This window comes from Pseudomonas arsenicoxydans, assembly GCF_006438915.1.
Classification (GTDB): Bacteria; Pseudomonadota; Gammaproteobacteria; order Pseudomonadales; family Pseudomonadaceae; genus Aquipseudomonas; species Aquipseudomonas arsenicoxydans_A.
In genome coordinates, this window is the sequence record NZ_RCZE01000001.1 from 288297 (window position 1) to 300925 (window position 12629).

Here is a 12629-nt window from a genome sequence, read left to right on the forward strand (position 1 = left end):
TGGCACGCGATTAATGCAACGACGGTTTGGCGGCTGGCGGCACGTCCGCTTTTTTGGTTTCGGAGAACAGCAGCAGCGGTGCGACGCGCAGGTATTCCATCACTTCCATGTAATCGGTTTCGCCGTCTTCGGACTCTTCCAGGGCGTCTTGCACCTGAGAAATGGCCGCCAGGTCCTGCAATACTTCGGTGGCTTCAGTGCTGAGCGTGCTGCTGTCCCGGCAGTTCAAGCCGAAACCGCTGAGGAAGCCCTGGCACCACTCACCCAGCGCCACGGCACGGTCAACCAGGGGCGCGTCATCGGTTGGCAGCAACAGAACGACGGTCACGTCGTCGCCGGTCAACTCGCCCTTGACCATCTCCTGCAAGCCGATCAGGGCGTTGCGGACATTGTCCTGCGGTTCGCTTTCCAGCAGTTCGGCGGCATCGATCAACCACTCTTCGGCATTGAAGCCGGCACCGGCGCAACTGCGGCCGAGCAACAGGCCGTGCAGTTCGGCAGGCGAGACGTTATGACCGCTGGCGGTCAGCAGTGTGGCGAAGGCTTGGTACGGGGAATTCTGAATGGTCATGGGCAGCTAGGCGCCAGACGGCGCTATGTCTAGAATGAAGGCCTTGTATCCTACATCGACAGACTCGCCAAGACTATTAAAGGCTGTCCGCCAGCTACCCCCATCAAGCACACATTCAGTGGACACAATGGAAGACACCGACCTGCAAGCGCTGATGGCCAGACTCGAATTGCTAATTAGTCGAGTCGAGCAACTAAAGAGCCAAAACGGACTCTTACTAGCTCAGGAAAAGACCTGGCGCGAGGAACGCGCGCACCTCATTGAAAAAAACGAAATCGCCCGGCGTAAGGTTGAATCGATGATTTCGCGCCTCAAGGCCCTGGAGCAAGACTCATGAGTTCAAGCAATAGCGTTACCGTGCAGATCCTCGACAAAGAATATTCGATCATTTGCCCCCAGGAAGAGCGCAGCAACCTGGTGAGCGCCGCCCGTTACCTGGACGGCAAGATGCGCGAGATCCGCAGCAGCGGCAAAGTCATCGGCGCCGACCGCATCGCCGTCATGGCCGCGTTGAACATCACACACGACCTGCTGCACAAGGAAGAACGGCCGGATGTACAGGCCAGCGGCTCGACTCGCGAACAGGTTCGCGACCTGCTGGACCGTGTCGATCTGGTGCTCGCCACCGATCCGGACGTCACCAAGGGCTGAAACACGAAACCGCTTGGGGTATACTCGCTTCACTCCCTGGGGTGCTTGCCAGTTGGCGATGTCCCTGAGCCGATTTGCTATACCCTGGAGGTTGCACGTTGGGCTGGTGTGCATGTCCGCTAGACGGAAAGCCTTAAAGCCTACTGCATCTTCCACCTTGAACTTTCGGGTTCAAGGGCTAAGTCGACAGCGGTACATCCGGGGAGCCTGATTCCAGTCCGATGCCGGTTTAATTACCGGCATCGGCTTTTTTACGGGTACGCTTTATGTACTCGTCCTGTCGAAGCCCGAATTCATGACCGAACCTGCGCTGCTACCCCGCCCGCAACTTCGACGCATGCTGCGCAAGGCCCGCCGCGCCCTGACACCCAGTCAGCAGCGCCAGGCTGCTCGCGGGCTGTACAAGCAATTGGCCCAACAGCCGTTGTTTCGCCGCGCCAGACACATCTCGCTGTACTTGCCGACCGACGGTGAAATCGATCCACGCGTCCTGCTGCGTGCCGCTCAACGCCGGGGCAAGGCCACGTATCTGCCGGTGCTCAGTGCCTGGCCGCGAACCAAAATGGTCTTCCAGCGCATTCGCCCGGGCGAAAAACTCAAACCCAACCGCTTTCGAATTCTCGAACCCAGGCACAACCTCGCCCGGCAACGCAAAGTCTGGGCGCTGGATCTGATTCTGTTGCCGCTGGTGGGGTTTGACGATGTCGGAGGGCGCCTGGGCATGGGCGGCGGTTTCTACGACCGAAGCCTGGCGTATCTGGCGCGCCGCAAAACATGGCGCAAGCCGACGCTGCTGGGGCTGGCCCATGAATGTCAGAAAGTCGAGCGATTGGCTCAGGCGAGCTGGGATGTGCCGTTGCAAGGAACGGTGACAGACAAGGCGAGGTATTTCGCAGGCTAGACGCCACTGCGATCAGCGGCGTCCAAAAGACAGGTTTAGCGCTTGAACGCCGACGGCTGCTGTTGCTGGGCGATTTCGATTGGCGCGTCAGTCTTGTTATTCCACAGGCTTTGGGCATAACCAGTAGTTACAACACCAAGGCCGAACAAAATAACCAAAATCCATAGTAAATCCGGTTTGCGTTTCATCGATTGCCCCCCAAAGGCACATCAACACGATGACAGCAGCGGTTCCATTTCAGGTGTAAGCCGTGCAGCAGCGTCAAGCTTAGAAGGCCGGCATTTTGCGACAACGTGAACTGACACGCAAACGCTGGCGTCAACCGACTGTCGGTTTGTCATAAAATTGCCCGACAACCTGTCCACTCACCTCGCAAGGAGCAAAATCCATGGCCTATTGGCTGATGAAATCCGAGCCCGACGAACTCTCGATCAAAGGTCTGGAGAAGCTTGGCCGAGCGCGCTGGGACGGGGTTCGCAACTATCAGGCGCGTAACTTTTTGCGCGCCATGGCGGTCGGTGACGCGTTTTTCTTCTATCACTCCAGCTGCCCGGAGCCGGGAATTGCCGGCATTGGAAAAATTGTCGAAGCGGCGTATCCGGACCCGACGGCGCTGGAGCCGGAGAGTCATTACTACGATCCCAAGGCCGGCGCCGAGAAAAACGCCTGGAGTGCGATTGACGTCGAGCATGTCGAGACGTTTGCCAGGGTGTTGAAGCTGGATTATTTGAAGCAGCAGACGGCGTTGGCAGAGATGCCACTGGTGCAGAAGGGTTCGCGGCTGTCCGTGATGCCGGTGACGAGCGAACAATGGGCGGCGGTGCTCAATCTACGTTAAATACGGCAGAACCATCCGATCATCCTCTTTTCTGCGCTCAATAGAGTTAGGCTCACCCCTCAGTTGACTGGTATCAACTCGCCCCGGCGTTCGATCAACCAGACTAGGACGCAACAGCCGCAGGATGCCCGCAATGTCTACGCACAGTCGCTCTTCAATATTGTTTGCCAGTGCTTTAGTGGTATTGCTGCTCGCTGCCGGGGGCTTTGGCTACTGGAAGTCGATGCATGACCGCTTGCCCGAAGGCTTGTACGTCGGCAATGGCCGCCTCGAAGCCACCGAAGTACAGATCGCCAGTAAAACACCCGGGCGACTGGCCGAAGTACTCGTCGATGAAGGCGACAAGGTCAGCAAAGGCCAACTGCTGGCCCGCATGGACACTCGTACCCTTGAAGCCCAACGTAACCAGGCCGAAGCTGAAGTACTGCGCGCCCGGGAGAACCTCACCGCCGCACAAGCCAACGTGCAATTACGCCTGAGTGAGCAACTGCTCGCCCAACAGGAACTCAGTCGTTCCGAGGCGCTGTTCAAACACGGTTTCGTGAGCGGTCAGATCATCGATCAGCAGCAGGCGCGTATTGGCACTGGCAATGCCGCCGTTGCGGCGGCCCGCGCACAAGTGTCTGCGGTCGGTGCTGCCATTGGCGCTGCACAGGCGCAAGTCGCGCAATTGAACAGTGAAATCGACGACAGCAGTTTACGCGCCCCTATCGATGGGGTGATCCAGCTGCGCATGGCCGAACCCGGAGAAGTGCTAGGTGCCGGCGGACGTGTATTAGTGCTGATCGACCCGAACGATCAATACATGAACCTCTACCTGCCGACCTCCGTGACCGGGCGCCTGGCGGTGGGCGATGAGGCGCGGATTTTGCTCGACGCCCTGCCCGACCACCCACTGCCGGCGAAGGTCAGCTTTGTCGCAGCCAAGTCGCAGTTCACCCCTAAAGAAGTCGAGACCCGCGATGAGCGGCAAAAACTTGTGTTTCGGGTCAAGTTACGTCTGACTGATCCCGGGGCCATGCCCCAGGCCAAACCCGGCATGCCCGGCGCCGGTTATGTGCGCACCGCCCCCGTTGGCTGGCCGGCTAATCTGCAATGACCGGCCTGGCGGTTCAGGCCTCCGCAATCGATCATCGCTACGGCACACATCAGGCGTTGAGTGACATCACGTTCAGCCTGCCCGCCGGGACCCGTTGCGGATTGATTGGTCCCGATGGTGCTGGAAAATCTAGTCTGCTGGGACTGATCGCGGGCGTGAAAAAGCTGCAGCAAGGGCAACTGAATGTATTAGACGGGGCGATCCAGGACCGCCGCCATCGCAACTCCCTCTACGCGCGTATTGCCTTCATGCCTCAAGGTCTGGGCGGCAACCTTTACCCCGAATTGTCGATCAGCGAGAACATTCACTTTTTCGCCACCTTGTTTGGCCTGTCAAAAGCCGAATGCGATCAGCGGATGCACAATCTGTTGCTGGCCACCGACTTGTTGCACTTCGCCGATCGACCGGCAGGCAAACTGTCCGGTGGCATGAAACAAAAGCTGGGCCTGTGTTGTGCGCTGATCCATGAACCGGACCTGTTGATCCTCGATGAACCGACAACTGGCGTCGATCCGTTGTCTCGTCGGCGGTTCTGGGAGCTGGTTGACGATGTGCGGCACCAGCGTCCACAACTGACGTTATTGGTTGCCACCGCGTATATGGAGGAAGCCGAGCAGTTCGAGCATTGCCTGATGCTTGACGGCGGCAAGCTGATTGCCACGGGATTGACCAAGGAATTACGGGCTGTAACACCGAGCGGCAAACTCGACGAAGCTTTCACCCATTATCAGGGCGACGGCAGCCATGACCAGCAGGCGCTGGTGATTCCACCGGGAACCGGCACCCCCACCGATATCGCCATCGAGGCCCACGACCTGACGCTACGCTTCGGCGACTTCACCGCCGTAGACAAGGTCAGCTTCGCCATCAGTCGCGGCGAAATCTTTGGCTTCCTCGGGTCCAACGGCTGTGGCAAAACCACCACAATGAAAGTCCTCACCGGACTGATACCGGCCAGCGAAGGCAGCGCTACGTTGCTTGGCAAACCGGTGAACGCCAAGGATCTGGCCACCCGTAAAAGGGTCGGGTTCATGTCCCAGAGTTTTTCGCTGTATGGCGAACTCAGTGTGCGGCAGAACCTGGAGCTGCATGCGCGGCTGTTCGATTTGCCGAAAATCGAAAGCACGCAACGCATTGAGGAGCTGATCCAGCGTTTCAACCTGGCAAGCGTGTGCGAACAACAGTCCGCAGCATTGCCTTTGGGCTTGCGCCAACGCTTGTCCCTGGCGGTAGCGGTGCTGCATCGACCGGAAGTCTTGATTCTCGACGAACCAACATCCGGTGTAGACCCGGCGGCACGGGACGATTTTTGGCGACTACTGATCGAGTTGTCCCGAGAGCAAGGTGTAACCATCTTCCTTTCCACCCATTTCATGAACGAAGCCCAACGCTGCGATCGCATCTCGTTGATGCATGCCGGCAAGGTACTGGCGTGCGATAGGCCGGCAGCACTGCAACAACAATTCAAAGGTGAAACGCTGGAGGCTGCGTTCGTCACCTGCCTGGAGCAAGCCCAGGGCACCTCGCAAACACCGAAACCTGCAGCGCCTGCAAATACGCCCGTCATACCGGCCACGCCCATGAACGATCGCGGCTTCAGTCCCGGTCGCCTGATGGCGGTGGCGAGTCGTGAGGGCAAGGAGCTGCTGCGTGACAAAGTGCGGATGGCGTTTGCGCTGCTCGGGGCCATTTTCATGATGGTGATCTTCGGTTACGGCATTTCCCTGGACGTCGAGAAACTCGCCTTCGCTGTCTACGATCAGGATCAGACACCACAGAGTCGCGCGTACCTGGAAGCCTTTCGCGGCTCTCGGTACTTCGACGAACAAGCGCCCATCCGCGACGCCAAAGAACTGCATCGCCGCCTTCAGCGCTCTGAAATCAAACTGGCACTTGAGGTGCCTCCCGGTTTTGGCCGGGATTTGTACGCCGGGCGCCAACCTGCCGTGGCGGCCTGGCTCGATGGCGGTATGCCGTTTCGCGCCGAGACCAGTCGCAACTACGTCGAGGCTGTGCACCAGGCCAATATTGAACAACTGGCCGAACAGAGCAGCCCGGCGCTGAACCGGCAAGCCGCCGCCCGACTGGAAACCCGCTTCCGGTATAACCAGGACGTGGTCAGCGTCAACGCCATCGGGCCCGGCGTCATGGCGCTGATCCTGGCGTTCATCCCGGCCATGCTGACGGCGCTGGGCATCGTCCGGGAGAAGGAACTGGGTTCGATCACCAACTTCTATGCAACACCGCTGACTCGACTCGAGTTCCTGCTCGGCAAGCAGGCGCCGTATCTGGCGGTCAGCCTGATCAACCTTGCGGTGCTGGTCGCAATGAACCGGTGGCTGTTTGGTGTGCCGTTCAAGGGCAGTATCCTGACCCTGGCTTTCGGCGGGCTGCTCTATGTATTGGCGACAACCAGCATGGGCTTGTTGATTTCGGCGTTCACCCGGACCCAGATCGCCGCCATCCTCGGCACCATGATCATTACCAGCCTGCCAACCATCCAGTTTTCCGGCCTGATCGTGCCTCGATCCTCCCTCGAGGGCGCCGCCGCAACGATGGGGATGCTGTTTCCGGCCGGGCACTTCCTTGATATCGCTGTTGGCACCTTCACCAAGGCTCTGGATATTCGACAGCTTTGGCCACAATGCCTGGCGCTGTTCGGGTTCTTTGTCGGGTTCACCGGGCTCAGCCTGGTCATGCTGAAAAAGCAGGAGGTCTGATGCATAAGTTTGCGCACATCCTGCGCCTGGGTCTCAAGGAGCTAACAAGCCTGCGACACGACAGCGTGCTGCTGCTGTTTCTGTTTTACGCCTTTACGGTGGCGATCTACATGCCGGCCGCGGGCTCGGTGATCGGCGTACATAACGCCAGCGTGGCAATCGTGGATGAAGATCACAGCCTTGTGTCGCGACAACTGGCGCAGGCGCTGCAACCTCCGGAATTCCAACGGCCGGCCTTGTTGCCGTACGGGCAACTGGACCAGGTCATGGACAGTGGCAAGTACACATTTGTCATCAATGTGCCGGCGAACTTTCAGACAGACCTGCTGGCCGGTCGTCAGCCCGCCGTGCAAGTCAATGTCGACGCCACCGCCATGAGTCAGGCATTCATGGGTGCGGGGTATATAGGGCGAATTTTCCAGCGCGAGTTGCTGACCTACAGCGGCCAAAGCGATGTGGCGAGCAAAGCGCCCGTATTGCTGACCACCCGTGCCCTGTTCAACAGCAATCTGGAGGGCGGCTGGTTTCTGGCGGTGATTCAAATCGTCAACAACATCACGATCCTCGCCATTATCCTGACCGGCACAGCACTGCTGCGTGAACGGGAACACGGCACCCTCGACCATCTGTTGGTGCTACCGCTGACAGCGCTGGAAATCATGCTGGCGAAAATATGGAGCAACATGCTGGTGGTGGTGCTGTGCACCTGGCTGTCGCTGGAGGTGATAGTCAAAGGCGCGCTCGGTGTGCCGCTGACCGGCTCCCTGAGTCTGTTTTTGCTGGTGACGGCGGTCTACCTGTTCGCCAGTACCGCGCTGGGGATTTTTCTCGCCACCCTGGCTCGCTCGACGCCGCAGTTCGGACTGCTGGCGATTCCAGTGATCATCCCGATGTTGCTGTTATCCGGCGGCAGCACACCGCTGGATAGCATGCCGCAATGGCTGCAATGGGTGATGCAGGGTTCGCCCTCAACGCACTTTGTAAGCCTGAGCGCCGCCATATTGTTTCGCGACGCCGGGTTGAGCGTGGTCTGGCCGGACTTGCTCGCGCTCACCGCCATAGGGTTGCTGTTCTTTGCGATAGCGCTGATGCGGTTTCGCAAGAGCCTGGCGTCCTGAGGGACCGAGTGGCCCGCTCCCACACTGGATCTGCATTCAATGAAGATCCCTTGTGGAAGCGCGCTTGCTCCGGGCGGCGTTCAGACGAAGAGGCCAGCCCGGACAACGAATGACTTACTGAATGATCAGGTTGTTAAACAACAAATCCTCAACCACAGGCTTGCCGGTCTCGTCGTTCATCACTTGCTGAGTTTGCTTCAAAGCTTCCTGACGCAGCTTCTCCTTGGCTTCAACATTGCTCATCGTCTCGGTCGTTTGCTGAGCAAACAACGCCACCAGTTGATTGCGGATCAACGGTTCGTTGGCCTTCACTGCCTTGGTGGCGTCATCACCGGTCACGCGCAAGGCGATGTCAGCCTTGTAGACCTTGAGCTTCGGCGTACCGTCCAGCCCGTAGTTGCCCACGAACGGCGGGCTCAGGGTGATGTAATTGACCTTCGGAGCTTCACCTTCTTTGGCTTCTTCGGCCATCGCTGCCACAGGCAGAGACAGGGCCAGCAACAACATGATCCACGCTTTCACAATTCGCTCCTTATCCGGTTTGCGGCCTAGCATAACGACCCGCCGCTCAAGCACAAGCTTATGGCTGACTATCAGGGTCGGGCATGCTCGTTGACCCATCGACTCACACACCTACACTTATCGGCCATCACTCCCAAAGGAATAGCCCTGATGAAAGCCGTGCTGTGCAAAGCCTTCGGCCCTGCCGAATCGCTGGTGCTGGAAGACGTCGCCAGTCCTGTCGCGAAGAAGAACGAAATCCTGCTGGACGTGCACGCCGCCGGGGTGAATTTCCCGGACACGCTGATCATCGAGGGCAAATACCAGTTCAAGCCGCCCTTCCCGTTTTCACCGGGTGGCGAAGCGGCGGGCGTGATCAGCGCGGTGGGCGAAAAGGTCAGCCATCTCAAGGTCGGTGATCGAGTCATGGCCCTGACCGGTTGGGGCAGCTTTGCCGAACAGGTTGCCGTGCCGGGTTACAACGTGCTGCCGATTCCGCCCTCGATGGACTTCAACACCGCCGCCGCGTTCAGCATGACCTACGGCACTTCGATGCATGCCCTCAAGCAACGGGCAAACCTGCAACCGGGCGAAACCCTGCTGGTGCTGGGTGCTTCCGGCGGCGTGGGCCTGGCGGCCGTGGAAATCGGCAAAGCCATGGGCGCCCGCGTGATCGCCGCCGCCAGCAGCGCTGAAAAACTGGCGGTGGCCAAGGCTGCCGGTGCCGATGAGCTGATCAATTACAGCGAAACCAGCCTCAAGGACGAGATCAAACGCCTGACCGACGGCCAGGGCGCCGATGTGATCTACGACCCGGTCGGCGGCGACCTGTTTGATCAGGCCGTGCGCGCCATCGCCTGGAACGGCCGCCTGCTGGTGGTCGGCTTCGCCAGCGGACGGATTCCGGAATTCCCGGTCAACCTGGCGCTGCTCAAAGGCGCGGCCGTGGTCGGTGTGTTCTGGGGTTCGTTTGCCCAGCGCCAACCTCAGGACAACGCGGCGAACTTCCAGCAATTGTTTGGCTGGTTTGCCGAGGGCAAGTTGAAGCCGTTGGTGTCGCAGGTCTATCCGTTGGGCAATGCGGCGCAGGCGATCAATGATCTTGGCCAGCGCAAAGCGGTCGGGAAAGTGGTGGTTCAGGTTCGCTGAGCCCGCAAATGCGGTCTGGATTGTCCAGACCGCATTTTTATTGGCCGCGACTAAAACAACTTCCGAACATCCTCCGGCAGCAGACTCACGTACCTGCGCACCGGACTCGCCCGGCACTCCCTGACGATTCTCGGCACCCGCTTGTTCAGTGTGGCAATCAACGCCAGACGCTGCTCATTCTCCAATTGCGTCGTGTTAAACACGTTCGACAGATAAGCCCGGGTGTGATCAAACACCGCTGCGTCGACCCACGCGTACTCCGGAAAATCGCCCAGCATTTCGTTGAAGTCACGGCATCTCAGCTGTTTTAGCCATTGATTGGCGTGGATGGGTTCGTCGAGATCCAGCCTGAAAACCATTGGGGCCGTCACTTGCTGCTCGGAGGGCTTCCCGCCCTCGACCGTCCACGGTTTGAAGCGCCACTGCGCGACGGCCTTGCGGCTCGCTTCGGCCAGATCAGGATGGTCGCTCTGCAAGATGCTGAGTTTATTGACCGAGCCATCGGCATATACCGTGAACCTGACCCGGACTTCCCCCGTAATGCCTTTCCTGAAAAGCTCCCGGGGATAAATCGGCTTGGGGATACTTTCGGGAATCAGCAGCACCCCCCCCGCCCATACGCCCACAGTCGCAAACAACAAAAGCACCCACACCAGCCACCGCATATCCCTTCCCCTCGCCACTGAAATGCCAGACCTGGCACTCCGCACAAAGGTTAGGGCTCTGCCCCCCAAAACAGAACGCCGCGACGTCCCATTCCAACGCAGGACATTTCCCAAAGCCTCGTCCTACCTTGGACTGAAATGCGTCGTTAAGGCCTGGGAGAGACGTTTCCCACACCGTCCTTCACTTATACCTGTGCGACATGTTCATAAAGGAACACTCGATTGCCCATATTTCCGCTGTTTTGCTAATGCGAACCGGTGCTATTTTCGGTAACGAAACTGTAACATTCGCATCCGCAGTCAAAACAAGAAATCTGGAGCTCTTGAATGTTTGCTTTCTTTCGCCCTGCCGCACATCAGGCTCCCTTGCCTGACGAACAAATTGACGACACGTACAAACGCCTACGCTGGCAGATCTTCGCCGGTATTTTCATTGGCTATGCGGGTTACTACCTGCTGCGTAAGAACTTCACGCTCGCGTTCCCGGATCTGATTGCCCAAGGCTACACAAAGGGTCAGCTGGGTGTGGCGATGTCGGCGATTGCCATTGCCTATGGCCTGTCCAAGTTTCTGATGGGTATCGTGTCCGACCGCTCCAACCCGCGTTACTTCCTGCCCTTTGGCCTGGTGGTCTCCGCCGGGGTCATGTTCGTGTTCGGTTTCGCACCTTGGGCAACGTCCAGCGTGACCATGATGTTCATCCTGTTGTTCATCAACGGTTGGGCACAAGGCATGGGCTGGCCGCCAAGTGGCCGGACCATGGTGCACTGGTGGTCGCAGAAAGAACGCGGTCAGGTGGTGTCGGTGTGGAACACCGCGCATAACGTGGGCGGCGGTTTGATCGGCCCGTTGGCGATTCTCGGCATGGGCTGGTTCAACGACTGGCACAGCAAGTTCTATGTACCGGCCGCCGTGGCGCTGCTGGTCGCCGTGTTTGCCTTCATTGTGATGCGCGATACACCGCAATCGACCGGCCTGCCGCCGATTGAGAAGTACAAAAATGATTACCCGGACGGCTACGACGCCAGCCACGAAGAAGAATTCAGCGCCAAGGACATCTTCGTCAAATACGTGCTACGCAACAAAATGCTCTGGTTCATCGCCCTGGCCAACGTCTTCGTCTACCTGCTGCGCTACGGCATCCTCGATTGGGCACCGACCTACCTCAAAGAGGTCAAGCACTTCGATTTCGACAAGACCTCGTGGGCGTACTTCCTGTACGAGTGGGCCGGTATTCCGGGCACGCTGCTGTGCGGATGGATGTCGGACAAGATCTTCCGAGGCAACCGTGGCCTGACCGGCATGGTGTTCATGGCGTTGGTGACCGTGGCGACGATCGTGTACTGGCTGAACCCGCCGGGCAACCCGATGATCGACATGATCTCGCTGTTCGCCATTGGCTTCCTGATCTACGGCCCGGTGATGCTGGTGGGTTTGCAGGCGCTGGAGCTGGTGCCGAAAAAAGCCGCCGGGACTGCCGCGGGCTTTACCGGTCTGTTCGGTTATCTGGGTGGCTCAGTCGCGGCCAGTGCCCTGATGGGTTACACGGTGGACTATTTTGGCTGGGATGGCGGTTTCATTCTGCTGGTTGTTGCCTGCCTGCTAGCGATGGCGTTCCTGGCGCCCACGCTGGGCCACAAGAACGTCGCCAGTCAGACCCGCGAAGCGATCGCCTGATCGGATGTTGATTTGCAGCGCTTGAGCCGCGCCTCCAGATTCCGGTCTGGCATGGCGTGGCTACGCAGGGCGTGGGCGGTCTGCTCGACATAATCGCGAGTGGTGCCGTAGCGCCCGCAAGCGTTTTCAAACACCTGGCTCAGCACATGATCCGGCAGGTTGCCGGCATAGCTGGGCAGGTGTCGCTCCAAAACAAATCCCAATGCCTGAACCTGACTTCCGTCTTCAAGACGGCAGTTGAGCCAGTGCGGGCGATAGGACGGAAATGGCATCTCGCGCTGCCAGAGTGCGTAAAGCGAGGCTTCAAGTTGTTCTTCGGGCAAGCGATAAGCGAAGCCGCTGCAGGAACCGCCGCGATCCAGACCAAACACCAGACCAGGCACTTCGGGTGTGCCGCGATGTTCGTGGGACCACAGGTATAAACCGCGATGGTAACCATGCACCCGGCCGCGTACGCGTTCCACCGCCGCGCATTCAGGGCGCCAGATCAACGAGCCGTAAGCGAACAGCCAGACAGGACCGCCCTTGTGGCGCGCCATGGTCGACTGCATCGAGCTGAGCAATTGCTCGTGCGTCAGCTGCGGCCCCAGATCGAGTCGCGGAGGGTAAGCCAGATTCAAAAATGCAGATTCAATGGCGCTCATGGCGAATAGCGTTCAGCTCCCCGCGGGTAATGACTTACTTAATAGAACGCACCGCTGTAACAATAAGGCACATAAGTTTTAAGACAAATTAAGTG

14 protein-coding genes and 1 other RNA gene are annotated in these 12629 nt (G+C 58.8%); 10 read left to right on the forward strand and 5 right to left on the reverse strand.

Going from position 1 to position 12629, the window contains the following annotated elements; genetic code table 11:
• Positions 1–10: 10 nt before the first annotated feature.
• Positions 11–571 carry a YecA family protein gene (locus EAH78_RS01295; protein WP_140664502.1) on the reverse strand — a complete coding sequence of 187 codons (561 nt, stop codon included), beginning with the start codon at positions 569–571 and terminating at the stop codon, positions 11–13.
• Positions 572–698: 127 nt separating this feature from the next.
• Between EAH78_RS01295 and EAH78_RS01300 the strand changes: the two genes are divergently transcribed.
• The 4 genes from EAH78_RS01300 to EAH78_RS01315 all read left to right on the forward strand — a co-directional run bounded on the left by EAH78_RS01300 (position 699) and on the right by EAH78_RS01315 (position 2123).
• Positions 699–908 (forward strand): TIGR02449 family protein, encoded by a 210-nt coding sequence (locus EAH78_RS01300; protein WP_007942437.1) that lies wholly within the window; start codon positions 699–701, stop codon positions 906–908.
• Positions 905–1222, forward strand: coding sequence for a cell division protein ZapA (locus EAH78_RS01305; RefSeq protein WP_007942435.1), 318 nt, complete (start codon positions 905–907; stop codon positions 1220–1222). Before EAH78_RS01300 ends, EAH78_RS01305 begins: the two co-directional genes overlap by 4 nt.
• A 30-nt stretch (positions 1223–1252) precedes the next feature.
• Positions 1253–1431: non-coding RNA, 6S RNA (gene ssrS, locus EAH78_RS01310), on the forward strand.
• An 86-nt stretch (positions 1432–1517) separates the two neighbouring features.
• Complete coding sequence (locus tag EAH78_RS01315) at positions 1518–2123, forward strand: 5-formyltetrahydrofolate cyclo-ligase (RefSeq protein WP_140664505.1); 606 nt, start codon at positions 1518–1520, stop codon at positions 2121–2123.
• Positions 2124–2158: 35 nt separating this feature from the next.
• On the opposite strand, the gene EAH78_RS01320 is transcribed toward EAH78_RS01315, so the two are convergent.
• Positions 2159–2311, reverse strand: a complete 153-nt coding sequence (locus EAH78_RS01320; RefSeq protein ID WP_007942433.1) for a hypothetical protein — start codon at positions 2309–2311, stop codon at positions 2159–2161.
• Between the two features lie 200 nt (positions 2312–2511).
• On the opposite strand from EAH78_RS01320, the gene EAH78_RS01325 reads away from it, so the two are divergent.
• From EAH78_RS01325 to EAH78_RS01340, 4 genes are all read left to right on the forward strand, one after another.
• On the forward strand, positions 2512–2961 hold the full coding sequence (locus EAH78_RS01325; RefSeq protein ID WP_140664510.1) for an EVE domain-containing protein: 450 nt from the start codon (positions 2512–2514) through the stop codon (positions 2959–2961).
• 133 nt (positions 2962–3094) lie between these two features.
• A complete protein-coding gene (locus tag EAH78_RS01330) occupies positions 3095–4060 on the forward strand; it encodes an HlyD family secretion protein (protein WP_140664514.1) in 966 nt (321 codons plus the stop codon).
• A complete protein-coding gene (gene rbbA / locus EAH78_RS01335) occupies positions 4057–6780 on the forward strand; it encodes a ribosome-associated ATPase/putative transporter RbbA (RefSeq protein WP_140664518.1) in 2724 nt (907 codons plus the stop codon). Before EAH78_RS01330 ends, rbbA begins: the two co-directional genes overlap by 4 nt.
• Positions 6780–7898: an ABC transporter permease gene (locus EAH78_RS01340; protein WP_140664522.1), complete on the forward strand. Its 1119-nt coding sequence runs from the start codon at positions 6780–6782 to the stop codon at positions 7896–7898. The genes rbbA and EAH78_RS01340 overlap by 1 nt, the downstream gene beginning before the upstream one ends.
• A gap of 114 nt (positions 7899–8012) precedes the next feature.
• Here the strand turns inward: EAH78_RS01340 and EAH78_RS01345 are convergent, their stop codons facing one another.
• The gene (locus EAH78_RS01345; RefSeq protein ID WP_140664525.1) at positions 8013–8420 is read right to left on the reverse strand and encodes a flagellar basal body-associated protein FliL; all 408 of its coding nucleotides are present in this window, start codon (positions 8418–8420) and stop codon (positions 8013–8015) included.
• Between the two features lie 150 nt (positions 8421–8570).
• Here EAH78_RS01345 and EAH78_RS01350 point away from each other — a divergent pair, with 150 nt between their 5' ends.
• On the forward strand, positions 8571–9548 hold the full coding sequence (locus EAH78_RS01350; RefSeq protein WP_140664528.1) for an NADPH:quinone oxidoreductase family protein: 978 nt from the start codon (positions 8571–8573) through the stop codon (positions 9546–9548).
• A gap of 50 nt (positions 9549–9598) precedes the next feature.
• Here the strand turns inward: EAH78_RS01350 and EAH78_RS01355 are convergent, their stop codons facing one another.
• Positions 9599–10213, reverse strand: a complete 615-nt coding sequence (locus EAH78_RS01355) for an energy transducer TonB (RefSeq protein WP_140664533.1) — start codon at positions 10211–10213, stop codon at positions 9599–9601.
• A 327-nt stretch (positions 10214–10540) separates the two neighbouring features.
• On the opposite strand from EAH78_RS01355, the gene glpT reads away from it, so the two are divergent.
• Positions 10541–11890, forward strand: a complete 1350-nt coding sequence (gene glpT, locus EAH78_RS01360; protein WP_027926449.1) for a glycerol-3-phosphate transporter — start codon at positions 10541–10543, stop codon at positions 11888–11890.
• Here glpT and EAH78_RS01365 read toward each other — a convergent pair.
• The gene (locus EAH78_RS01365; RefSeq protein WP_140664536.1) at positions 11866–12534 is read right to left on the reverse strand and encodes a gamma-glutamylcyclotransferase; all 669 of its coding nucleotides are present in this window, start codon (positions 12532–12534) and stop codon (positions 11866–11868) included. The two genes, glpT and EAH78_RS01365, sit on opposite strands and share 25 nt — an antisense overlap.
• Positions 12535–12629: the final 95 nt, after the last annotated feature.

What these genes read in the sequence shown, in the direction of transcription:
- glpT (WP_027926449.1), top strand. Translation starts at nt 10,541, where the DNA reads ATGTTTGCTTTCTTTCGCCCTGCCGCACATCAGGCTCCCTTGCCTGAC.
- EAH78_RS01365 (WP_140664536.1), bottom strand. Translation starts at nt 12,534, where the DNA reads ATGAGCGCCATTGAATCTGCATTTTTGAATCTGGCTTACCCTCCGCGA.
- EAH78_RS01315 (WP_140664505.1), top strand. Translation starts at nt 1,518, where the DNA reads ATGACCGAACCTGCGCTGCTACCCCGCCCGCAACTTCGACGCATGCTG.
- EAH78_RS01305 (WP_007942435.1), top strand. Translation starts at nt 905, where the DNA reads ATGAGTTCAAGCAATAGCGTTACCGTGCAGATCCTCGACAAAGAATAT.
- rbbA (WP_140664518.1), top strand. Translation starts at nt 4,057, where the DNA reads ATGACCGGCCTGGCGGTTCAGGCCTCCGCAATCGATCATCGCTACGGC.
- EAH78_RS01320 (WP_007942433.1), bottom strand. Translation starts at nt 2,311, where the DNA reads ATGAAACGCAAACCGGATTTACTATGGATTTTGGTTATTTTGTTCGGC.
- EAH78_RS01325 (WP_140664510.1), top strand. Translation starts at nt 2,512, where the DNA reads ATGGCCTATTGGCTGATGAAATCCGAGCCCGACGAACTCTCGATCAAA.
- EAH78_RS01300 (WP_007942437.1), top strand. Translation starts at nt 699, where the DNA reads ATGGAAGACACCGACCTGCAAGCGCTGATGGCCAGACTCGAATTGCTA.
- EAH78_RS01355 (WP_140664533.1), bottom strand. Translation starts at nt 10,213, where the DNA reads ATGCGGTGGCTGGTGTGGGTGCTTTTGTTGTTTGCGACTGTGGGCGTA.
- EAH78_RS01295 (WP_140664502.1), bottom strand. Translation starts at nt 571, where the DNA reads ATGACCATTCAGAATTCCCCGTACCAAGCCTTCGCCACACTGCTGACC.
- EAH78_RS01330 (WP_140664514.1), top strand. Translation starts at nt 3,095, where the DNA reads ATGTCTACGCACAGTCGCTCTTCAATATTGTTTGCCAGTGCTTTAGTG.
- EAH78_RS01340 (WP_140664522.1), top strand. Translation starts at nt 6,780, where the DNA reads ATGCATAAGTTTGCGCACATCCTGCGCCTGGGTCTCAAGGAGCTAACA.
- EAH78_RS01350 (WP_140664528.1), top strand. Translation starts at nt 8,571, where the DNA reads ATGAAAGCCGTGCTGTGCAAAGCCTTCGGCCCTGCCGAATCGCTGGTG.